21 protein-coding genes are annotated in these 20427 nt (G+C 66.0%); 18 read left to right on the plus strand and 3 right to left on the minus strand.

Features of this window, described 5'->3' with window-relative positions; genetic code table 11:
• The first annotated feature begins 28 nt into the window (after positions 1 to 28).
• The 13 genes from ADAD_RS0103150 to ADAD_RS0103210 all read left to right on the plus strand — a co-directional run bounded on the left by ADAD_RS0103150 (position 29) and on the right by ADAD_RS0103210 (position 12118).
• A complete protein-coding gene (locus ADAD_RS0103150; RefSeq protein WP_010409567.1) occupies positions 29 to 964 on the plus strand; it encodes a ribose-phosphate pyrophosphokinase in 936 nt (311 codons plus the stop codon).
• On the plus strand, positions 964 to 1779 hold the full coding sequence (locus ADAD_RS0103155; protein WP_010409570.1) for an inositol monophosphatase family protein: 816 nt from the start codon (positions 964 to 966) through the stop codon (positions 1777 to 1779). The genes ADAD_RS0103150 and ADAD_RS0103155 overlap by 1 nt, the downstream gene beginning before the upstream one ends.
• A complete protein-coding gene (locus ADAD_RS0103160) occupies positions 1779 to 2204 on the plus strand; it encodes a gamma-glutamylcyclotransferase family protein (RefSeq protein ID WP_010409573.1) in 426 nt (141 codons plus the stop codon). Before ADAD_RS0103155 ends, ADAD_RS0103160 begins: the two co-directional genes overlap by 1 nt.
• Positions 2205 to 2254: 50 nt before the next feature.
• Complete coding sequence (locus ADAD_RS0103165) at positions 2255 to 3013, plus strand: SDR family oxidoreductase (RefSeq protein WP_010409576.1); 759 nt, start codon at positions 2255 to 2257, stop codon at positions 3011 to 3013.
• Positions 3014 to 3015: 2 nt separating this feature from the next.
• The gene (locus ADAD_RS0103170; RefSeq protein ID WP_010409579.1) at positions 3016 to 3750 is read left to right on the plus strand and encodes an SDR family oxidoreductase; all 735 of its coding nucleotides are present in this window, start codon (positions 3016 to 3018) and stop codon (positions 3748 to 3750) included.
• 119 nt (positions 3751 to 3869) lie between these two features.
• Entirely contained in the window at positions 3870 to 4073 is a 204-nt protein-coding gene (rpmI, locus tag ADAD_RS0103175; protein WP_010409581.1) for a 50S ribosomal protein L35, read from the plus strand.
• Positions 4074 to 4126: 53 nt separating this feature from the next.
• Entirely contained in the window at positions 4127 to 4486 is a 360-nt protein-coding gene (gene rplT, locus ADAD_RS0103180; RefSeq protein WP_010409585.1) for a 50S ribosomal protein L20, read from the plus strand.
• 90 nt (positions 4487 to 4576) lie between these two features.
• Positions 4577 to 5680 (plus strand): phenylalanine--tRNA ligase subunit alpha, encoded by a 1104-nt coding sequence (pheS, locus tag ADAD_RS0103185; RefSeq protein WP_010409589.1) that lies wholly within the window; start codon positions 4577 to 4579, stop codon positions 5678 to 5680.
• Positions 5677 to 8064 carry a phenylalanine--tRNA ligase subunit beta gene (gene pheT, locus ADAD_RS0103190; protein ID WP_010409592.1) on the plus strand — a complete coding sequence of 796 codons (2388 nt, stop codon included), beginning with the start codon at positions 5677 to 5679 and terminating at the stop codon, positions 8062 to 8064. Before pheS ends, pheT begins: the two co-directional genes overlap by 4 nt.
• On the plus strand, positions 8061 to 8810 hold the full coding sequence (locus ADAD_RS0103195) for an SDR family NAD(P)-dependent oxidoreductase (RefSeq protein WP_010409595.1): 750 nt from the start codon (positions 8061 to 8063) through the stop codon (positions 8808 to 8810). The genes pheT and ADAD_RS0103195 overlap by 4 nt, the downstream gene beginning before the upstream one ends.
• A gap of 104 nt (positions 8811 to 8914) precedes the next feature.
• Positions 8915 to 10477 (plus strand): peptide chain release factor 3, encoded by a 1563-nt coding sequence (locus tag ADAD_RS0103200; protein WP_010409596.1) that lies wholly within the window; start codon positions 8915 to 8917, stop codon positions 10475 to 10477.
• Between the two features lie 64 nt (positions 10478 to 10541).
• On the plus strand, positions 10542 to 11123 hold the full coding sequence (locus ADAD_RS0103205; protein WP_010409599.1) for a pyridoxamine 5'-phosphate oxidase family protein: 582 nt from the start codon (positions 10542 to 10544) through the stop codon (positions 11121 to 11123).
• A gap of 107 nt (positions 11124 to 11230) precedes the next feature.
• Positions 11231 to 12118 carry a hypothetical protein gene (locus ADAD_RS0103210; RefSeq protein WP_010409600.1) on the plus strand — a complete coding sequence of 296 codons (888 nt, stop codon included), beginning with the start codon at positions 11231 to 11233 and terminating at the stop codon, positions 12116 to 12118.
• Between the two features lie 27 nt (positions 12119 to 12145).
• Here the strand turns inward: ADAD_RS0103210 and ADAD_RS0103215 are convergent, their stop codons facing one another.
• From ADAD_RS0103215 to ADAD_RS0103225, 3 genes are read right to left on the minus strand one after another with little or no spacing between them, the layout of a single operon-like run.
• A complete protein-coding gene (locus tag ADAD_RS0103215) occupies positions 12146 to 13738 on the minus strand; it encodes a GMC family oxidoreductase (protein ID WP_010409603.1) in 1593 nt (530 codons plus the stop codon).
• A gap of 47 nt (positions 13739 to 13785) precedes the next feature.
• Positions 13786 to 14751: a sterol desaturase family protein gene (locus ADAD_RS0103220; RefSeq protein ID WP_010409605.1), complete on the minus strand. Its 966-nt coding sequence runs from the start codon at positions 14749 to 14751 to the stop codon at positions 13786 to 13788.
• Between the two features lie 7 nt (positions 14752 to 14758).
• Complete coding sequence (locus tag ADAD_RS0103225) at positions 14759 to 15241, minus strand: hypothetical protein (protein ID WP_237700728.1); 483 nt, start codon at positions 15239 to 15241, stop codon at positions 14759 to 14761.
• A 419-nt stretch (positions 15242 to 15660) separates the two neighbouring features.
• Here ADAD_RS0103225 and ADAD_RS17285 point away from each other — a divergent pair, with 419 nt between their 5' ends.
• From ADAD_RS17285 to queC, 5 genes are all read left to right on the plus strand, one after another.
• A complete protein-coding gene (locus tag ADAD_RS17285; protein WP_010409611.1) occupies positions 15661 to 16467 on the plus strand; it encodes a cold-shock protein in 807 nt (268 codons plus the stop codon).
• Between the two features lie 123 nt (positions 16468 to 16590).
• A complete protein-coding gene (locus ADAD_RS0103240; protein WP_010409613.1) occupies positions 16591 to 17784 on the plus strand; it encodes an aspartate aminotransferase family protein in 1194 nt (397 codons plus the stop codon).
• Positions 17784 to 18713 carry an ornithine carbamoyltransferase gene (gene argF / locus ADAD_RS0103245; RefSeq protein ID WP_010409615.1) on the plus strand — a complete coding sequence of 310 codons (930 nt, stop codon included), beginning with the start codon at positions 17784 to 17786 and terminating at the stop codon, positions 18711 to 18713. The genes ADAD_RS0103240 and argF overlap by 1 nt, the downstream gene beginning before the upstream one ends.
• Positions 18714 to 18762: 49 nt before the next feature.
• Entirely contained in the window at positions 18763 to 19665 is a 903-nt protein-coding gene (gene hslO, locus ADAD_RS0103250) for an Hsp33 family molecular chaperone HslO (RefSeq protein ID WP_010409617.1), read from the plus strand.
• Positions 19666 to 19728: 63 nt separating this feature from the next.
• Positions 19729 to 20421, plus strand: a complete 693-nt coding sequence (gene queC / locus ADAD_RS0103255; protein ID WP_029139874.1) for a 7-cyano-7-deazaguanine synthase QueC — start codon at positions 19729 to 19731, stop codon at positions 20419 to 20421.
• Positions 20422 to 20427: the final 6 nt, after the last annotated feature.

A 20427-nucleotide genomic window follows, 5' to 3' on the forward strand; every position in this document is an offset into this window, starting at 1 on the left:
TCCGCGCGCAACAAGGACTGACCCCCTTATGAAACTGATGGCCGGCAATTCGAACCTGCCCCTGGCCCGCGCCGTTGCGGGCTATCTTGAAATTCCGCTGACCGATGCCAGCGTGCGCCGATTCGCGGACGAGGAAGTCTTCATCGAAATCCACGAGAACGTACGCGGCGAAGACGTGTTCGTGCTCCAGTCGACCAGCTTCCCGGCGAACGACAACCTGATGGAACTGCTGATCGCGATCGATGCGCTCAAGCGCGCCTCGGCGCGGCGGATCACCGCGGTGGTCCCCTATTTCGGCTATGCCCGGCAGGATCGCAAACCCGGCCCGCGCACGCCGATTTCGGCCAAGCTGGTCGCCAACCTGATCACGCAGGCAGGCGCAGACCGCGTGCTGGCGGTGGACCTGCACGCAGGCCAGATCCAGGGCTTCTTCGACATCCCGACCGACAACCTGTTCGCCGCGCCTGTGATGGCGGCGGATATTCAGGCGCGGTATGGCGACAAGGACCTGATGGTCGTCTCCCCCGACGTCGGCGGCGTGGTGCGTGCCCGCGCGCTGGCCAAGCGGCTCGACAACGCGCCGCTCGCCATCGTCGACAAGCGGCGCGACCGTCCCGGCGAATCGGAAGTAATGAACATCATCGGCGACGTGAAGGGCCGCCACTGCGTGCTGATCGACGATATCGTCGATTCGGGGGGGACGCTGTGCAACGCGGCCGACGCCCTGCTCGAACAGGGTGCCGAATCGGTCGCAGCCTACATCACCCACGGCGTGCTGTCGGGCGGCGCGGTGGCGCGGGTCGACGGATCGCAGCTGACCGAACTGGTGGTGACCGACACGATTCCCGCAGCGGAAGCCGCCAAGGACGCCAAGCGCATCCGCTACCTCACCATCGCCCCGCTGATCGGTGAGGCGGTGCGGCGGATTGCGGACGAAAGCTCCGTCTCGAGTCTGTTCGACTAGTGAAACTCGACGACGAACTTGCTGTCGCGCACCGGCTGGCAGACGCCGCTCGCGAGGCGATTCGCCCCCATTTCCGCAAGACTACGCCTGAGTTCAAGGGAGACGCGTCGCCCGTGACCATCGCCGACCGCGACGCGGAAGATGCGATGCGCGTGATCCTGATGTCCGAATATGCGCAGGACGGAATCGTGGGCGAGGAATATCCCGAGCATGAGGGCCGCTCGGGCCGAAAATGGGTGCTCGACCCGATCGACGGCACCATCAGCTTCGTCGCCGGCCGGCCCATCTTCGGCACGCTGATTGCACTGCTGCAGGACGGCTGGCCCGTGCTGGGCATTATCGATCAGCCCATTATCGGGGAGCGCTGGGTCGGGCGGATCGGCGCGCCCACCACGCTCAACGGCAAGGACGTGCGCACGCGCAGCTGCAAGAGCCTCGACGCGGCGATGCTTGCGACGAGCAGCCCGCACTATTTCGATGCGCAGGGCGCGGATGCCTACATGCGGCTGGCCCATGCGGTTGGCGGCAACAAGCGGCAGGGCATGATCGTCTATGGCGGCGACTGCTACAATTACGGCCTGCTGGCGAACGGCCAGCTCGATATCGTGTGCGAATCGGGGCTCAAGCTGTTCGACTATGCCGCACTGGTTCCCATCGTGGAGGGCGCAGGCGGTACCATGTCCGACTGGCAGGGCCATCCGCTCGACGCGGATAGCGACGGCAGCGTGATCGCTCTGGGTGACCCCGCGCGGCTGGAGGATGTGCTCGAAGCTCTGGCCGGGCATTCCCACGAGGCCGGCGACCACGGGCACTGATGCGCCTGTTCGTATACGGCGTGCTGATAAAGGAGCTGGCGCGGGGCCATGCGGCCCAGCTGATTGCCACCCTCGGGCCGGGCCAGCGCGCGGTGGCTCGCGGCGCCTTGTATGCCGTCGGGCGAGAGAGCGAGGGTGGTTGCTACCCGATCCTGTTGCATGATCCTGCAGGGCCGAAGGTCCATGGTTTCGTCCATGAAGCGGGCGAAGTCGACTGGGAGGCGATGGACGCTTTCGAGAATGCGCACGAGGGCCCGGACGCCGAATATGTTCGGCGCGCAATCGACGTGACGCTGGCCGACGGCACGCGCACCAGCGCCTTTGCCTATTGCTATGCGCGCGCCGTTCCGCCGGGTGCGGAAGCGATCCCCGGCGGCAGCTTTGCCGCCTGGCTGAGCGAGACGGGTCGCACCGCTTTCACCTGACCGGCCTTCATTCACCGGCACGTTTCGCGCCGAGTGCCGTTGGCAGAGGCATGAGCAAAAACAGCATCTTCATCACCGGCATCGGCAATGGCATCGGCCGCGCCCTCGCCGTCTTCTACACCCAACTCGGCTGGAAAGTGGCAGGCATCGATCCCGACGGCGAGGCGCTTGCCGAACTGCGCGAGGGGCTCGACGGCGATCTGCTGCTGATCGCGGGCGACGCCGGACGCGAGGCGGATGTGATCGACACTGCCGACCGCCTGTCCGAATGGCTCGATGGCGCGCCGCTGTCCTGCCTGGTCAATAATGCGGGCATCGCCGATCCTTATGCCGGGCCGCTCGAAGACCTCTCGCTCGCCGATTTCCAGAGCTGGATCGATGCCAGTCTGACCGCCGCCTTCCTGTGCAGCCGCGCGTGCCTGCCGCTGTTGCGGCGGGGGACCGATGGCTGCATCGTCAACATCTCCTCCACCCGCGCGGTGATGAGCGAGCCCGATTGCTTCGGCTACGCCGCGGCCAAGGGTGGGCTGGACGCGCTGACCCATGCCATGGCTGTCTCGCTCGGCCCGGATATTCGCGTCAATGCAATCCGCCCCGGCTGGATTGAGACGCGCAACTGGCAAAAGGAGACCGAGCGCGAAAAGGTCGACCACCGGGAGAAGGACAAGGCGCAGCACCCGGCAGGGCGCGTCGGTCGTCCCGCTGATATCGCCGACACGGTGCACTGGTTGCTCGGCGCGGGCTTCGTCACCGGGCAGGCGATCAACGTCGATGGTGGCATGACGCGCAAGATGATCTACGAGCACTAGGCATGACGACGGGGGGCCATCTCGATCTGAGCGGACGCACCGCGCTGGTGACCGGCGCGGCACGCGGACTGGGCAAGCAAATCGCCCTGCGGCTGGCGGAAAACGGCGCATGCGTGTTCGTGTCGGGCCGCGACGAGTCTGCTTTGCGAGAGGTGGGCGGCGGAACGCAGCCGCTGGTGTTCGACCTCGATGACGCGGCGGCGTGCGAGGCTGCGCTGAGCGGGGCGGGCGCGATCGACATTCTCGTCAACAATGCCGGGATGCGCGACCGGCGCGCGCTGGCGGACCTGCCGCGCGAGGCGTTCTCCGCCATGCTGGAGACCAACCTCGCCGCACCCTTCGATCTCGCGCGCCGCGTGGCGCCGGGGATGATTGCGCGCGGGTGGGGGCGAATCGTCAACGTCAGCTCGATCGCGGGCCAGATCGCCCGGGGCGACGTGGCCTACACCGCCAGCAAGGGCGGCCTCGACGCGCTGACCCGCGCGCTCGCTGCGGAGCTTGGCCCCCACGGCATCACCGTCAACGCGGTCGCACCGGGCTATTTCGCGACCGAGACCAATGCGGACATGGTCGCAGATGAAGAGATCGCCGCGCATCTCAAGCGCCGCACATCGCTGGGCCGCTGGGGCCAGCCCGAAGAAATCGCCGGCGCGGTCGCCTTCCTCGCCTCAGGCGATGCAAGCTACATCACTGGGCAGGTGCTCGCGATCGACGGCGGCTACCTCGCCCACTTCTGACTTGCTTTTCGGCACAGAATCGCTAGATCGCGCGCCTTCACCGACACGTGATTCACCACCGGTCTGGCTGTAAGGGCTGCCAGGGCTGGTTCGGACGTGTCTCTGTAAAGGAGATGAAAATGCCCAAGCTTAAGACCAAGAGCGGTGTGAAGAAGCGCTTCAAGTTCACCGCGACCGGCAAGGTCAAGCACGGCGCCGTCGGCAAGCGGCACCGCCTGATCAGCCACAACGCAAAGTATATCCGCCAGCATCGTGGCACCGACCTTCTTGCGAAGGCCGATGTCGACCACGTGAAAAAATGGGCCCCCTACGGGCTGAAGTGATCGCTTGAGGGCAACAGCCCTCGCGTCCCACGCATTTCTGAAAGGATTATACTATGCCTCGCATCAAACGCGGCGTTACCACGCGCCAGAAGCACAAGCGGCTGCTCGACCAGGCCAAGGGCTATCGCGGCCGTCGCAAGAACACGATTCGCGTCGCGCGCCAGGCCGTCGAAAAGGCCGGCCAGTACGCCTACCGCGACCGCAAGGTTAAGAAGCGCAACTTCCGCGCGCTCTGGATCCAGCGCATCAACGCTGCGGTCCGCCAGGAAGGCCTGACCTATTCGCAGTTCATGCACGGCACCAAGCTGGCCGGCATCGAACTCGACCGCAAGGTGATGGCCGACCTCGCCATGAACGAGGAAGCGGCCTTTAAGGCGATCATCAAGCAGGCGAAGGATGCGCTTCCCGCCTGAGTGATCCAGCCTGTCTGAAAAAGAGGAAGCGCCACCCACCCGGGTAGGCGCTTTTTCTTTGCCCACCATTCGTCTAGCGAGCGGCCCATAATGAGCACCGAACACGAAGCACAAGTCACCGAGACGCTGGAGCGGCTGCATGCCGCGGACGATCTCGATACGGTCGAGGCGATCCGGGTGGAGGCGCTGGGCAAGCAGGGCTGGCTCAACGCGCTGATGAAGACGCTGGGCAAGATGAGCCCGGAGGAACGCCAGACCGAAGGGCCGCGCCTGCAAGGCATGCGCGCCCGCGTCGCCGACGCGATCGAGGATCGCAAGGCGGTGCTGGAAGCCGCCGCGCTCGAAGCCAAGCTCGCCACCGAAGTGATCGACCTCACGCTGCCCGCGCCGCAAACCCCGCAAGGCAGCGTCCACCCGGTCAGCCAGGTGATGGACGAGCTGGCGGAAATCTTCGCCGATCTCGGCTTCGCGGTCGCCACCGGGCCGGAGATCGAGGACGAGTGGCACAATTTCACCGCGCTCAACATGGCGGAAACGCACCCTGCGCGCGCGGAAATGGACACCTTCTACTTCCCCGACCGCGATGCGGACGGCCACCGCATGCTGCTGCGCACGCACACCTCGCCGGTGCAGATCCGCACGATGGTGGGTGAGGGCGCGCCGGTGCGGATCATCGCGCCGGGCCGCACCTATCGCAGCGATAGCGACGCGACCCACACGCCGATGTTCCACCAGATCGAAGGCCTCGCGATCGATCGCGGTATTCATCTCGGCCATCTCAAGTGGACGCTGGAGACCTTCCTCAAGGCTTTCTTCGAACGCGACGATATCGTGCTGCGGCTGCGCCCGTCCTACTTCCCCTTCACCGAACCCTCGGTGGAGGTCGACGTCGGTTATTCCAACGAAGGCGGACGCCGCGTGGTCGGTGGCCATGGCGATGCCGAAGGGCACGCGTGGATGGAACTGCTGGGCAGCGGCATGGTCAACCCGCGGGTGATTGCAGCCGCCGGGCTCGATCCCGACGAATATCAGGGCTTCGCCTTCGGCTGCGGGATCGACCGCCTCGCCATGCTCAAATACGGAATGAACGACTTGCGTGCCTTCTTCGATGGCGACGCCCGCTGGCTGTCGCACTACGGCTTCTCGCCCTTCGACCAACCGACGCTTTCGGGCGGTGTGGGAGCGCGCGCATGAAGTTCTCGATCGAATGGCTGAAGTATTTCCTCGAAACCGACGCGTCGGTGCAGGAAATCGCCGACAAGCTCAATGCAATCGGCCACGAGGTCGAAGGGATCGAGGATCCGGCGGAAAAGCTCGCCGGGTTCACCGTCGCCGAAGTGCTCACCGCCGGGCCGCACCCCGATGCGGACAAGCTGCAGGTGCTCTCCGTCTCCACGGGTGGGGGCGAGCCTTTGCAGGTCGTCTGCGGCGCGCCCAATGCGCGCGCCGGGATGAAGGGCGTGCTGGGCCAGCCGGGCGCGGTCGTGCCTGCCAACGGCATGGAGCTGAAGAAGTCCAAAATTCGCGGCGTCGAATCGAACGGCATGATGTGCTCGGTCCGCGAGCTGGAGCTGGGCGAGGAGCACGACGGGATTATCGAACTGCCGGGCGATGCGCCGGTCGGCGCTAGCTTTGCCGAGTATCATGCCGCCTCGCCGATCATCGACGTGGCGATTACGCCCGACCGGCCCGATTGCATGGGCGTGATGGGCATCGCGCGCGATCTGGCGGCAGCGGGGCTTGGCACGTTCAAGCCGGTCGAAGCGCAAGAGATCGCGGGCGAAGGCGCGTGCCCGGTCGAAATCCGCACCGACGATGCCGAGGGCTGCCCCGCCTTCTACGGCCGCGTGATTCGCGGCGTGAGCAATGGCGCGAGCCCTGAGTGGATGCAGCGTCGCCTGAAGGCGGCAGGCCAGCGGCCTATCTCCGCACTGGTCGATTGCACCAACTACCTGATGCTCGCCTTCGGGCGGCCTGCACATGTCTATGACCTTGCCAAGCTCAGCGGCCCGGTGGTCGCCCGCCGCGCGAAGGACGGCGAGCAGATCGAGGCGCTGAACGAGAAGACCTACACGCTCGACGATACGATGACCGTCATCGCCGACGATGCGGGCGTGCACGATGTCGCCGGGATCATGGGCGGCGAGCATTCGGGTGCCACCGAAGCCACCACCGACGTGCTGCTCGAAATCGCGTATTTCGATCCGGCACGGATCGGGGTAACCGGCCGCAAGCTGGGCCTGACTTCGGACGCGCGCACGCGGTTCGAACGCGGCGTGGACCCCGAATTTCTTGATGAGGGGCTCGCGATCCTGACCGATCTGATCGTGAAGACCTGCGGTGGTACCCCGACTCAGGTGGTGCGAGCAGGCCAGCCGCCGGTCGAACCCAAAGTCGTCCAGTTCGATCCGGCGCGCACGGCGAAGCTGGGCGGGGTCGAAGTGGCCGAGGATCGCCAGCGTGCGATCCTGACCGCGCTCGATTTCAAGGTGGCCGACGACTGGACAGTCACCTGTCCGCCGCGCCGCCACGACATCGAGGGGCCTGCCGATCTGGTGGAGGAAGTCGTCCGGATCGAAGGGCTCGACAAGGTCGCCAGCGTCCCGCTGACCCGCGCGCCCGGTGTCGCGAAGCCGACCGCCACGCCCGAGCAACTGGTGCAGCGAAAGCTGCGCCGCGCGGCGGCTGCGCGCGGTCTGCACGAAGCGGTTACGTGGAGCTTCCTCCCGGTGCCTGAGGCAGAGCATTTCGCCGATGGTGCCGATCTGTGGGTCCTCGACAACCCGATCAGCGAGGACCTCAAGGCCATGCGCCCCTCGCTGCTGCCGGGCCTGCTCACCGCTGCCAAGCGTGCGGCGGATCGCGGCGCGGCGGGTGCGCGGCTGTTCGAGATCGGGCGGCGCTATTTCCGTGGGGAACGCGGCCATAGCGACGAGCGCGCGACGCTTGGCCTCGTGCTCGCGGGCGAGAAGACGCCGCGCGGCTGGGCGAATGGCAAGGCGCAAGGGTTCGACGCCTACGACGCCAAGGCGGAGGCGCTCGCGCTGCTCGAAGCGGCGGGCGCTCCGGTCGATAACCTGATGGTGATGGGTGAGGCTGGACCGCAGTTCCACCCCGGCCAGTCGGCGACGCTGCGGCTCGGCCCCAAGAAGGTGCTCGCCCGCTTCGGCGCGCTGCATCCCGCCACGCTCAAGGCGTTCGATATCGACGGGCCTGTCGTGGCAGCGGAAATCTTCCTCGACGCGATCCCGGCGAAGAAGAACGCCGAATTCGCCCGCTCGACCTACAGCCCGCCGGCGCTCCAGCCGGTGACGCGCGACTTCGCCTTCCTGGTGGACAGCGCCATGCCTGCCGGCGATCTGGTCAAGGCGGTGCGCGGCGCGGACAAGGCGCGGATCGTCGATGCGCGCATCTTCGACCGGTTCGATGGACAGGGCGTGCCCGAGGGCAAGACCTCGCTCGCGCTCGAAGTCACACTCCAGCCGGGCGAGAAGAGCTTCACCGACGAGGAACTGAAGGCGATTTCCGACGCGGTCGTGAAGGCAGCGGCGAAAACCGGAGCGGAGTTGAGAGCATGAAAACCGCACTGATTACCGGCGCGACCGCAGGGATCGGCCGGGCCACCACGCGGCTGCTAGTGGAGAACGGCTGGCGCGTGATCGGCACCGGTCGGCGGCAGGAGCGGCTCGATTCGCTGAAGGAAGAGCTGGGCGCGGATCGCTTCCTCGGCCTCGCCTTCGACATCACCGATGATGCGGCGCGCGATGCGGCGATCGACGAGCTGCCGGAGGACTGGCGCGGGATCGACCTGCTGGTGAACAATGCAGGCCTCGCCAAGGGGCTCAACCCCGCGCAGGACGCCGATCTCGACGACTGGCAGACCATGATCGACACCAATGTGACCGCGATGGTCCGGCTGACGCGGAAAATGCTGCCGGGCCTGATCGAGCGCAAGGGCGCGCTGGTCAATATCGGCTCGGTCGCGGGCAGCTACGTCTATCCCGGCGGCAATGTTTACGCCGGGTCCAAGGCCTTCGTGAACCACTTCACGCTGGCGATCCGCGCGGACCTGCATGGCACCGGCGTGCGCGTGACCAGCATCGAGCCGGGCATGGTCGAAACCGAATTCACCACCGTGCGCACCGGCAGCCAGGACAAGTCCGACGAGTTCTATTCGGGCGCACACCCAATGACGGGCGAGGATATTGCCGAGACGATCCGCTGGGTCGCCGAACTGCCCGCGCACCTCAACGTCAACCGGCTGGAGATCATGCCGGTGACGCAGGACTTCGCGGGCTTCCGCGTGGCGCGGGACGAGAACTGACCATCTTGCCGTCACCCCGGACTTGATCCGGGGGCCCGCTTTCTTTTGACCCTCCGCGAAACGGCCTTAGATTCCCGCCTTCGCGGGAATGACGAGAGTTTTCGATGACCTCCGAACGCCGTACCTTCGCGATCATTTCGCACCCCGACGCGGGTAAGACCACGCTGACCGAGAAGCTGCTGCTGCGTGGCGGCGCGATTCACTTGGCGGGCGAGGTCAAGGCGCGCGGGGCTGCGCGGCGGGCGCGTTCGGACTGGATGAGCATCGAGCAGCAGCGCGGTATCTCGGTCACGTCTAGCGTGATGACCTTCGAGCGCAACGGGATCACCTTCAACCTGCTCGACACACCGGGGCACGAGGATTTCTCCGAAGATACCTACCGCACGCTGACCGCGGTCGATTCGGCGATCATGGTGCTCGATGCCGCCGCCGGTATCGAGGCGCAGACATTGAAGCTGTTCGAGGTCTGCCGCCTGCGCTCGGTGCCGATCATCACCTTCATCAACAAGATCGACCGCGAGGGGCGCGAGCCGTTCGAACTGCTCGACGAGATTGCCGAAAAGCTCGCGCTCGACACCGCGCCGATGAGCTGGCCGGTCGGCATGGGCGGGCTGTTCGAAGGCGTCTACGACTTCGAGGAGAACGAGCTGTATCTGCCCGAGGGCGACAGCAAGGAATTCCAGGGCAAGACCGTGAAGGTCGACGGTCCGGAAGACGCGAAGCTGGGCGAGTATCTCAGCGCCGATGGCGTCGCGCGGGTGGCCGAGGAAGGGCTGCTGGCGCGCGAAGGCTATGCCCCATTCGATTTCGAGGCCTATCGCAACGGCGACCTGACGCCGGTCTATTTCGGCTCCGCGCTCAAGGAATTCGGCGTCACCGCGATCATCGATGCGATCGCGAAATTCGCGCCCGCCCCGCGCCCGCAGCCGACCGACGGGGGCGAGATCGCACCCGACCGCGACGAGGTGACCGGCTTCATCTTCAAGGTGCAGGCCAATATGGACCCCAACCACCGCGACCGGATCGCCTTCATGCGGCAGGTTTCGGGCACCTTCAAACGCGGCATGAAGCTGACGCCTTCGGGCCTCGGCAAGCCGATCGCGGTGCATTCGCCGATCCTGTTCTTCGCGCAGGACCGCGAGATCGCGGACAATGCCTACCCGGGTGACATTATCGGCATCCCCAACCACGGGACCTTGCGGGTGGGCGATACGCTGAGCGAGAAGAACGAGGTGCGCTTTACCGGCCTGCCCAACTTCGCACCCGAGATCCTGCGCCGCGTCCAGCTGAAGGACCCGACCAAGACCAAGCAATTGCGCAAGGCGCTCGACGATCTGTCCGAAGAGGGCGTGATCCAGGTGTTCTACCCGGAGCTGGGCGCGAACCATATCGTCGGCGTGGTCGGGCAGCTGCAGCTCGAAGTGCTGATCTCGCGCCTCGCCGCCGAATACAAGGTCGAGGCCGCGCTGGAACCCGCACCTTTCGCGACTGCGCGCTGGGTGCGGGGCGAGCAGAAGGCGATGGACGAATTCGAAAAATTCAACCGCGCCAACCTCGCCAAGGACCGCGACGGAGACATGGTGTTCCTCGCCAAGAGCCCATGGGACGTGAACTATCAGGCGGAGAAGAACCCCGACCTGACGTTCTCGGCCACCAAGGAGCGGTGAGACCTGCGTCATCCCCGCCTGCGCGGGGGTGACGGATGTTGTGTTGCGGGGTAGCTTTCCCCGCATGGCCGACTTCTTCGACACGCTGACCGACAAGCACATCGCGATGATCGCGAAGCAGCCGGTGTTCTTCGTCGCCACCGCCGCGCCCGATGCACGCATCAACCTCAGCCCCAAGGGTTACAACGCGTTTCGCGTGCTCGCACCGGACCGGGTCGCCTATCTCGATCTCGCAGGCTCGGGCAACGAGACGCACGCGCATCTCGTCGCGGATGCCAATGAAAACGGGGGGCGCATCACGCTGATGTTCTGCAACTTCGATCGGCCCGCGCTGATCCTGCGGATCTATGGTCGAGGCCGTGCGGTGCTGCCACAGGATGCGGGATGGGAGGATCTGGCGCAGCACTTCACCCTGCTGCCCGGCACGCGCCAGATCTTCGATATCGCCGTAGAAAGCGTGCAGACCTCCTGCGGCTGGGGCGTTCCCTTCATGGCCTACGAGGCCGAGCGTCCCACGCTCAAGAAGGCGCACGCGCAGTCCGATCCGGTCCAGTGGGAGGCCAAGATGGCGGAGCGCACCACCAGCATCGATGGGCTGCCAACCCGGCCCACCGACCGTTACATCGCCGGCGAGGATGCCGGATAGCGGCGCTGGCGCCCGCGTAAATCTCCCCTTCAGGAAAGCAGTGCTTCTGGAAGATGGTGGGCCATGTTATGGTTAACGCCACAAGCAATGATGGGGAGTGAACCTTCATGCGTTCGCTAATTCTTGCACTTTCGCTTGCCGTCCTCGGCGTTGCGCCTGCATCGGCGCAAGTCGTCACTCCGGCCGCCACTGGTGGTCTGCCGGAGGATTTCCAGGGCAAGGTCCAGTATTTCGGCAACCACAGCGGCGAAGTCGTCGCGACGGTACCCGGTACTCCGCGCCGCACCGACACCAAGTGCCCCAAGCGCGAAGGCGGCTGTCCCGAACTGATCGGCGGCAGCTTTCAGGCCGAGCTGGAATTCGATGGCGACATCGTGAAGGGCAAGTATCGCGGCACCGGCGGGATGCGCCCCTCGACGCTGATCGGCCGCCGCAACGGCGCCAATTGCCGCCTGTTCGACACCGCCGACGGCTCTGTCTGGAGTGGCCGCTGCGACCGGGAAGCTTTCATAGGCACCGTGCGCAGCGTGCCCAACGCGCCCGAACAGATCGATCTCGCGTTCGAGACGGTCGGCGTGAATACCATCGATTTCTACGAGCGTGATCGCACGCAGCAGCTGATCGACGCATATGATCGGTTCGGCGGCATCGCCTTCGGAGAGGGCGCGGGCGAATCGCGGCTCGACGCGATCCTGCAGCTGCACGGCTATTTTGTGGAGCCGGGCGAGGCCTATCGTCCCGGCACGCTGCGCAATGTCGAGCGGGAGAGCGAGAAGAAGAACAGCCCGATCTACGCGGTCTACGGCCAGTATACCCGGATCGACGGCGTCTCCGCCTGGGCGCGCGCGCGGTTCGAATACGACCGCTTCGTGTGCATCGAAACATCGGTGGAGCAAGGCTTCTGCCGCCCGATCGATTCGGTGCCCCCCAAGCTCGAAGTCGGCGAGGATCTGTTCGACTTCACCGGCACCGCGGCTCCCGCGCAGGCCTACTGAGCGCACCCGGGCGGGGGAAAGCGCGGCTCAGGTCGCCTTTTCCGCCTCGATCACGAAGTCCGCGCAACGCTCCCCGATCATGATCGAGGGGGCGTTGGTGTTGCCCGACACGATCTTGGGCATGATCGAAGCATCGGCGATCCACAGGCCGTCCAGCCCACGCGCCTTCAGCTTGGGATCGACCACCGCATCCTCGTCCGATCCCATGCGACACGTGCCCACCGGGTGGTAGACCGTGTCCGCGCGGGCGCGGATCAGCGCGTCGAGAGCGGCGTCGTCAGACAGATCGATCGGGTGTCTGTCGGTCAGCCCGTAATCCGCCAGTGGCGGCGCCTCCGCGATCCGGTGCGACAGGCGAACGCCTTCGCGCAGCACCGCAATATCCCGCTCGTCATCCAGGAAATTGGGATCGATGGCGGGTGCATCGCTCGCCTCGCGGCTGGCCAGACGCACCGTGCCCCGGCTTTCCGGGCGCAGCACGCAGGCGTGCAGCGAGACGCCGTGGCCGCTCAGCTTCTCGCGCCCGTGATCCTCCAGCATGGCGGGCACGAAGTGCCACTGCACATCGGGTGCGGGGGCATCGGCGGATACGGTCCAGAAGCCGCCCGCTTCGGCATAGGGCGTGGTCATCGGACCGGACCGGCTGCGCCGGTGTTCCAGCACCGCGCGCGCCATGCGCAGCGTACCCTCGGCGCTCCTGCCGATAGGCACGCGGCTCTCGCTCTCCCAGCAAGACACATAGTCGATATGGTCCTGCAGGTTGCTGCCCACCGCCGGGCGATCGAGCAGTACGGGCACCCCCAGCGCATTGAGATGACGGCCGGGGCCGATCCCCGACAGCATCAGTATCTGCGGGGAGTTGAACGCGCCTGCCGACAGAATCACCCCGCGCCGGGCATAGATCTTTTCGCTGCGACGGCCCTGGCGAATCGCCACCCCGGTCACGCGCCCACCCTCGACGATCAGCCTTTCGACCAGGGTGTTGGTGCGAATGTCGAGATTGTCCTGATTGCGGATCGGCTCGACATAGGCGCGGCTAGCCGACCAGCGCTCTCCGTCGCGCTGCGTCACCTGGAAGATGCCGAAGCCCGCCTGCCGCTCGTCGTTGAAATCGTCGGTCTCGGTCAACTGCAGCGCGGCGGCGCTTTGCACGAAGGCGCGGCTGGCTTCGTTGGGCCACTTCTGGTCGGACACGAACAGCGGCCCGCCCGCACCGTGATAATTGCTTTCGCCGCGCTCGTTGGCTTCGGATTTCCGAAACCACGGGAGTACGTCGGCGAAGCTCCAGCCGTCGCAGCCCATCGCGGCCCAATTGTCGTAATCCCAGGCATTGCCGCGGATATAGACCATCGCGTTGATCGCCGAAGAACCGCCCAGCCCCTTGCCGCGCGGCTGATGGCCGATGCGCCCGTTCAGCCCTTTTTGCGGGACGGTTTCGTACAGGTAGTTCGGCCGGGAGCCGAGGAAGGGCATCATGCCCGGCGTCTTGATGCGCATGGTGTTGTTGCGCCCGCCCGCCTCGACCAGACACACGCTGCGCGTCCCGCCCACGGCGAGCCGCCCGGTGACTGCGCAGCCTGCGCTGCCGCCGCCGATCACGATATAGTCGTACTGTTTCATGCGCCTGCCCTCTCTCTACGGAGATACTCTCTCCGTTTACGGAAAGGTTAGGCCGCGCGGCGCGGCCCCGCAATCGGCTTTTGGGCAGGAGGGGCGCCTTCCGGCGGGACAGGCTCTTGCGCGCCATGCGCCTGCTGCTCCTGCCAGCGCGCACGGATCATGTCGGAGGTTTCGCGGCTGCCGTCGTGGCTCCAGCCGGGTTCGCGCAGCAGGTAGGACAGCTTGTGCTTCCAGGGCGCGCGCCAGATGTCGCCCAGCATGCCGACCCATTCGTGGAACACCGCCCACAGCAGGTTGAAGCTGCCCAGCTGCTTCACGATGCCGTAGCGGATCGGCTCTTCCTCGCGCGGACGCTCGGGTTCGAAGGTGCCGAACATCCTGTCCCACACGATGAACACGCCCGCATAGTTGCGGTCGAGATAGCGCGGGTTGGTGGCGTGGTGCACGCGGTGGTGGCTGGGCGTGTTCATCACCGCCTCGAACCAGCGCGGCATCCGGTCGATCGCCTCGGTATGGATCCAGAACTGGTAGATCAGGTTGAACCCGCCGCAGATCGCGATCATGCCGGGGTGGAAGCCCAGCAGCACCAGCGGCAGCGCGAATGCGAAGCCCAGCGTGAAGGCCCCGGTCCACGTTTGCCGCAGCGCGGTGCTGAGATTGTAGTGCTGGCTGGAATGGTGGTTCACATGACTCGCCCAGAACCACCGGCTGCGGTGGCCGAAGCGGTGGACCCAGTAATATTTGAGATCGTCGAGCACGAAGCAGACGGGCCATGCCCACCATTCCCAGCCGATGGTGAACAGGCGGAACTCGTAGGCGGCAATGAACACGGCCAGCGCGAACCCGCCCAGCAGCAGCCCGGCGATGGTGCTGCCCAGTCCGAAGAGGAGACTGACCAGCGTATCCTTCGGCTCGTATGCCTGCGGGCTGCGCCAGCGTGCCCACAGCATCTCGATCAGGACGAGCGCGACGAAAGCCGGGATCGCATAGGATACAGGATCGAAATCGGGCATGATGCGCCTATCCTAGCGCGCCAATGCGCGAGGCCCAAGACCGGGAATCCTCGGCCAGATCGAGCCGGACTTCGCCGAAACGCCGATCGGTCGTCGCGACGACGAGCGCTTCGCCATCGCAGCGCGCGCGCGCGCCCGGTTCCAGAATGCGTGCGGCGAAATGCGTGCCGTGTCGCCTGAGCACCATGATCCGCCCCTCGCCGTCCGTCAGGATCGCCGCCGCCCTGTCCCGCGAGAGCGCGGCTTCGGCAGGATCGAAGCCGGTATCCGCCTGGCGCGCCAGAGCCCTCGCGTGTGCTGCGTCTTCCAGCAGCGGTGGCTGGCCCAGCCTCAGTGCCCAGGCGATCGCTGCCAGCACGAGAATCGCGCCGAGCGAACCAAGCAGCTGGAGCAGGGCCGGGTCCATCGCGCTCAGTGTGGCCTTACTGCAACCGATTCGCGCGCTGGGGCCGTTCGCAGTGCGATTCGCGGTGATGCTGTCATGGACCATGCGCGCGCAGGCGCCTGCCGAACCCCGGCCCGGTTGGAGCAGGACATCGCGTCGGCAAGCCCCGCATCGCGCCGCTTGCCGTCCATCGTCCCGAACGGCGCGAGCGGCGCAGTGTGGGCCGCTGGATGGGCCGGCAGGGCGAGGATATCCATGGAATCGGGCAATGCCCCGCTCGCTCGCCGCGCGCAAGCGGGGCCGGAGGGCCCCGTTCGAAATTGTCACAATACTGCGGAATCTTGCGGCCTTGGCGATTTGGTTCGCGCCGGGCCGCGTTCTGCGGTAAAGGTGGTCTCAGCTTGGCGGGGATTTGCGCTAAACGTCGATCGTTTGCCGAACGAGCAATGCCGGTAGGTGGCCGTCCGCGCCCGCCGGGATTTCGAACTGAGGACGGATGGAAGTAGCAGGGTTTTTGGCGAGTTATGGGTTACGATAAAGGACGTCGGCGCGGGCGCGACAAGCGGGACAGCATCGGCGAAGAGGGATTCGAGCCGTTTCCCGGGGGTGATTTCGGCGGCGGTTTCCAGGATCGCGGCGGCTTCGACGATCGTGGGGGCGGGGGCTTCCAGGATCGCGGTGGTTTCAACGACCGCGGCGGCTTTCAGGATCGTGGCGGCGGCGGTGGTGGTCGCGGCGGCTTCGGTGGCGGCGGCGGTGGACCGCGCGGCGGCGGCGGCGGCGGCGGCGGTGGTGGCGGCGGCTTCAACCGCATGCCCGCCCAGGTCGTCGGCACCGGCAAGGGCCAGGTGAAGTTCTTCAATGGCCAGAAGGGCTTCGGCTTCATCCAGCAGGAAGGCGGCGGGGACGATGTGTTCGTGCACATCAGCGCCGTCGAACGCGCTGGCCTCGAAGGCCTGGCCGAGGGTCAGGAGCTGGAATTCAACCTCGTCGATCGCGGCGGCAAGATTTCCGCGCAGGACCTGCAGGTCGTGGGTGACGTCATCCCCGTCAGCGGTGGCGGCGGGGCAGGCGCCAGCGCCGACAGCGGCCCTCCGCGGCGCGAGCTGACCGGCGAAAAGGCGACCGGCACGGTGAAGTTCTTCAACTCGATGAAGGGCTTCGGCTTCCTGGTGCGCGACGACGGGCAGCCCGATGCCTTCGTGCATATCAGCGCAGTGGAGCGTTCCGGCCTGTCGCAGATCAACGAGGGCGAACGCTACGAGTTCGACCTCGAGGTCGACCGACGCGGCAAGTATTCGGCGGTCAACCTCGTTCCGGTTCAGGAATGATGCTTCGGCCCCTGCGGGTTTGACCTGCACGGCTTGAAACAATAGATCGTCGATAGAATTTCAGATGGCGGTTCCTTCACGGAGCCGCCATTTGTCGTTTCCCCCGAGTCTCTTGGAGTTGCCATGTCGATCCCCGCACTGATGCCCGTCTATCCCCGTTGCGATGTTCGCCCGGTCAAAGGCGATCACTGTCACCTGATCGACGAGGACGGCACCCGTTACCTCGATTTTGCCAGCGGCATCGCGGTCAACCTGCTCGGCCATAGCCACGAAGGGCTGATCGGCGCGATCCAGCGCCAGGCGGAAACGCTGATGCACGTCTCCAACCTCTACGGCAGTCCGCAGCAGGAAAAGCTGGCGCAGATGCTGGTCGATGCGACCTTCGCGGACACCGTATTCTTCACCAACTCGGGCGCCGAAGCCGTCGAAACCGCGATCAAGACCGCGCGTGCCTTCCACCAGCACGAGGATGGCGACCCTGCCAGGACCGAGCTGATCACCTTCACCAACGCCTTCCACGGCCGCACGATGGCGACCATCAGCGCGTCGGACCAGGCGAAGATGCACAAGGGCTTCCTGCCGCTGCTGGAGGGCTTCAAGTATTGCCCGTTCGACGATCTGGAGGCGGCCAGGGCGGCGATCGGTCCGCAGACCGCGGGCTTCCTGGTCGAGCCGATTCAGGGCGAAGGCGGTATTCGCCCGGCGAGCCAGAAATTCATGCAGGGCCTGCGCGATCTGGCCGACGAGCATGGCCTGATGCTGGTGCTGGACGAGGTGCAGTGCGGCGTTGCGCGCACGGGCAGGTTCTACGCTCACGAACTGTACGGCATCAAGCCGGACATCGTGGCGAGCGCCAAGGGCATCGGCGGAGGCTTCCCGCTGGGCGCATGCCTTGCCACCGAACATGCGGCGCGCGGCATGACCTTCGGCACGCATGGCTCCACCTATGGCGGCAACCCGCTTGCCATGGCGGCAGGTGTCGCGGTGATGGAGGCAGTCGCCAACGAGGAATTCCTCGCCAGCGTGCGCGACAAGGGTGCGCGGCTGAAGGCGCGGCTGGAACAGTTCATCGGCAATTATCCCGACCTGTTCGAGCTGGTGCGTGGCGAAGGCCTGATGCTGGGCATCAGGATGAAGGTGGAAAGCCGCCCCTTCTTCCAGCACCTGCGCGATAACCACCAGCTGCTCACCGTGGCGGCGGGCGACAATACCCTGCGCGTGCTGCCTCCGCTCGTGATCGGCGATGCCGAGATGGACGAGTTCTTCGACAAGCTGTCGGCGGGCGCCGCCGACTACAAGATACCGGAACCCGCCTGATGGATAATCGGCATTTCCTCGACCTTTCCGACGCGGGCGGTGACGCGCTCGCCGCAATGCTCAACGACGCGCAGGATCGCAAGACCGCGCGCAGGGGCTGGCCCAAGGGTCGTGGCGATGCCGACGCGCCGCTCAAGGACCATGTCCTTGCGATGATCTTCGAGAAAAGCTCCACCCGCACGCGGGCCAGCTTCGATATCGCGATCCGCCAACTCGGTGGCAGCGCCATGGTGATGGAAGGCGGCTCGATGCAGCTCGGCCGGGGGGAGAGCATCGCCGATACCGCGCGCGTGCTCAGCCGGATGGTCGATGCGATCATGATCCGCACGGACGATCACGCCAAGGTCGAGGAAATGGCGCATCACGCCAGCGTGCCGGTGATCAACGGGCTGACCGACAAGTCACACCCCTGCCAGATCGTGGCCGACCTGCTGACGATCGTGGAGCAGGGCAAGGCGCTGCCGGGGCTGGAGCTTGCCTGGTTCGGGGATGGCAATAATGTGCTGCACTCGGTCCTCGAGGCGGCGGGCATCTTCAAATTCAACGTGCGTATCGCGACCCCGGCGGGTTACGAGCCCGAGAGCGCCTTCGTCGAGATGGCGCGCGCGGGCGGTGCCACGGTTACGCTGACGCAGGATGCGCAAGCGGCCGCCACCGATGCTGATGTGATCGTGACGGATACCTGGGTGTCGATGGGGCAGGAAAATGCGTCCGAGAAGCTCGACGCGATGCAGCCCTACCGGGTGGACGATGCGCTGATGGCACTGGCGAAGACGGACGCGCTCTTCCTCCACTGCCTGCCCGCCCATGTCGGCGACGAGGTGAGCGAAAGCGTGATCGAAGGGCCGCAGTCGCGTGTGTTCGACGAGGCGGAAAACCGCATCCACGCGCAGAAATCGGTGCTGCTCTGGGCATTCGGAAAGCTGTGAGGGCGCCAGGGGGGTTGGGTGGTCGCCCACCATCCCCATATAGCGCGCCGTGAACACGACTCTCCCTCAGACCGAAACCTTCGCCGACCGCTGGCTTGGCGCGTCCATCCCCGATCGCGATGCGCGCCTGCGCCTCGTGCGGCTGGACGAAACCCTTTCCGAAATTCTCGGCGCGCACGATTACCCCCCCGCGATCCGCCACCTGCTGGCAGAGGCGCTGGTCGTCGGATCGCTGATCGGCAGCCTGATCGACGAGGATGAGGGCCAGATGACGATGCAGGCGCAGACCAAGGCCGGCGCCGTCAGCCTGCTGGTATGCGATTACCGGCAGGGGGCGGTGCGCGGGTATGCCGAATTCGACGGGGAAGCCCTGGCGCGACTGGGCGCCAATCCCTCGCTCCCCGCGCTGTTCGGCGAGGGCTATCTGGCGATTACCTTCGACGTCCCGGAACGCGGCGGCCGCTATCAGGGGATCGTGCCGCTGGAAGGGGAGACGCTTGGCGAGGCGTGCGAGACCTATTTCGTTCAGTCCGAACAGGTGCCCACGCTGGTGCGCGTCGCGGTGCAGACCGAAGGCGATCGCACCCTGGCGGCGGGGTTGCTGGCGCAGCATCTGCCCGATGGCGAAGTGGGCCGCGAGAGGCTGCACGTCCGTCTGGCGCATCCCGAGTGGGAACATGTCCAGGTGATGGCGTCGTCCATCCGGCACGAGGAATTGCTGGACGAAACGGTCCCCCTCGAAGCGCTGGTGTGGCGCCTGTTTCACGAAGAGGCCGAGGTGCGCGTCTTCCAGGGCGCGCCTCTCACGCGCGGCTGCCGGTGCAGCATCGAACACTACCAGTCCGTCCTCCGGCGCTTCCCCGAAGCGGAACGCGCCGAGATGCGTAACGATGCGGGCGACATCGTGGTCGACTGCGCGTTCTGTTCGCGTTCCTTCAACATTCCCGACTGAGTGCGCCCGCCGGAGGCGCGATAGGCTTGCCGGGAGGCAGTGCCAGGCGCTAGCGACTGGTCCATGCCTGCCACAGCTCGTGAAAATATTGCCGCAGTGCTCCTGTCCGGGGGGCTCGATTCGATGGTCGCGGCCGGTCTGGCGCAAGAGGCCGGGCATCAGGTCCACGCCTTGACGATAGACTATGGCCAGCGCCACCGGCGCGAGATCGAGGCTGCGCGCAATATCGCCAGGGCGCTGGGCCTTGCGAGCCATTCGGAGATCGCGCTGGATCTTCGCAAGTTCGGAGGATCGGCCCTTACTGCCGATATCGACGTGCCGAAGGATGGCGTCGGTGAGGATATCCCCGTCACCTACGTGCCCGCGCGCAATCTCGTGTTCCTCTCGCTGACGGCTGCCTTCGCGGAAAGCCGTGGGGCGGGCCGGATCGTGATCGGCGTGAACGCACTCGACTATTCGGGCTATCCCGATTGCCGGCCCGAATTCATCGCCGCCTTTGCGGAAGCCGCGCGTCTGGGCACGAAGGCGGGGATCGAAGGGGGCGGTTTCGCCATCGACGCGCCGCTACAGTTCATGAGCAAGGCCGATATTGCGAGCGAGGCCGACCGGCTGGGGCTGGATACTGCGCTCAGCTGGTCGTGTTATGATCCGAGGGGGGATGGCCTCCCCTGCGGATTGTGCGATAGCTGCAGGCTGAGGCTTGGCGGTTTCGCCGCTGCGGGGCTGGAGGATGGGCTGACCTATCCGGCCCGATAAGGACAA

The sequence above is a fragment of the Citromicrobium sp. JLT1363 genome (assembly GCF_000186705.1).
Classification (GTDB): Bacteria; Pseudomonadota; Alphaproteobacteria; order Sphingomonadales; family Sphingomonadaceae; genus Alteriqipengyuania.

Excerpts from the sequence above, each read along its gene's own strand:
- ADAD_RS0103150 (WP_010409567.1), top strand. The coding sequence starts at position 29 with ATGAAACTGATGGCCGGCAATTCGAACCTGCCCCTGGCCCGCGCCGTT.
- ADAD_RS0103160 (WP_010409573.1), top strand. The coding sequence starts at position 1,779 with ATGCGCCTGTTCGTATACGGCGTGCTGATAAAGGAGCTGGCGCGGGGC.
- ADAD_RS0103200 (WP_010409596.1), top strand. The coding sequence starts at position 8,915 with ATGACCTCCGAACGCCGTACCTTCGCGATCATTTCGCACCCCGACGCG.
- rplT (WP_010409585.1), top strand. The coding sequence starts at position 4,127 with ATGCCTCGCATCAAACGCGGCGTTACCACGCGCCAGAAGCACAAGCGG.
- ADAD_RS17285 (WP_010409611.1), top strand. The coding sequence starts at position 15,661 with ATGGGTTACGATAAAGGACGTCGGCGCGGGCGCGACAAGCGGGACAGC.
- pheT (WP_010409592.1), top strand. The coding sequence starts at position 5,677 with ATGAAGTTCTCGATCGAATGGCTGAAGTATTTCCTCGAAACCGACGCG.
- rpmI (WP_010409581.1), top strand. The coding sequence starts at position 3,870 with ATGCCCAAGCTTAAGACCAAGAGCGGTGTGAAGAAGCGCTTCAAGTTC.
- ADAD_RS0103215 (WP_010409603.1), bottom strand. The coding sequence starts at position 13,738 with ATGAAACAGTACGACTATATCGTGATCGGCGGCGGCAGCGCAGGCTGC.
- queC (WP_029139874.1), top strand. The coding sequence starts at position 19,729 with ATGCCTGCCACAGCTCGTGAAAATATTGCCGCAGTGCTCCTGTCCGGG.
- ADAD_RS0103170 (WP_010409579.1), top strand. The coding sequence starts at position 3,016 with ATGACGACGGGGGGCCATCTCGATCTGAGCGGACGCACCGCGCTGGTG.
- ADAD_RS0103195 (WP_010409595.1), top strand. The coding sequence starts at position 8,061 with ATGAAAACCGCACTGATTACCGGCGCGACCGCAGGGATCGGCCGGGCC.
- pheS (WP_010409589.1), top strand. The coding sequence starts at position 4,577 with ATGAGCACCGAACACGAAGCACAAGTCACCGAGACGCTGGAGCGGCTG.
- ADAD_RS0103205 (WP_010409599.1), top strand. The coding sequence starts at position 10,542 with ATGGCCGACTTCTTCGACACGCTGACCGACAAGCACATCGCGATGATC.
- ADAD_RS0103240 (WP_010409613.1), top strand. The coding sequence starts at position 16,591 with ATGTCGATCCCCGCACTGATGCCCGTCTATCCCCGTTGCGATGTTCGC.
- ADAD_RS0103165 (WP_010409576.1), top strand. The coding sequence starts at position 2,255 with ATGAGCAAAAACAGCATCTTCATCACCGGCATCGGCAATGGCATCGGC.
- ADAD_RS0103210 (WP_010409600.1), top strand. The coding sequence starts at position 11,231 with ATGCGTTCGCTAATTCTTGCACTTTCGCTTGCCGTCCTCGGCGTTGCG.
- ADAD_RS0103225 (WP_237700728.1), bottom strand. The coding sequence starts at position 15,241 with ATGGTCCATGACAGCATCACCGCGAATCGCACTGCGAACGGCCCCAGC.
- argF (WP_010409615.1), top strand. The coding sequence starts at position 17,784 with ATGGATAATCGGCATTTCCTCGACCTTTCCGACGCGGGCGGTGACGCG.
- ADAD_RS0103220 (WP_010409605.1), bottom strand. The coding sequence starts at position 14,751 with ATGCCCGATTTCGATCCTGTATCCTATGCGATCCCGGCTTTCGTCGCG.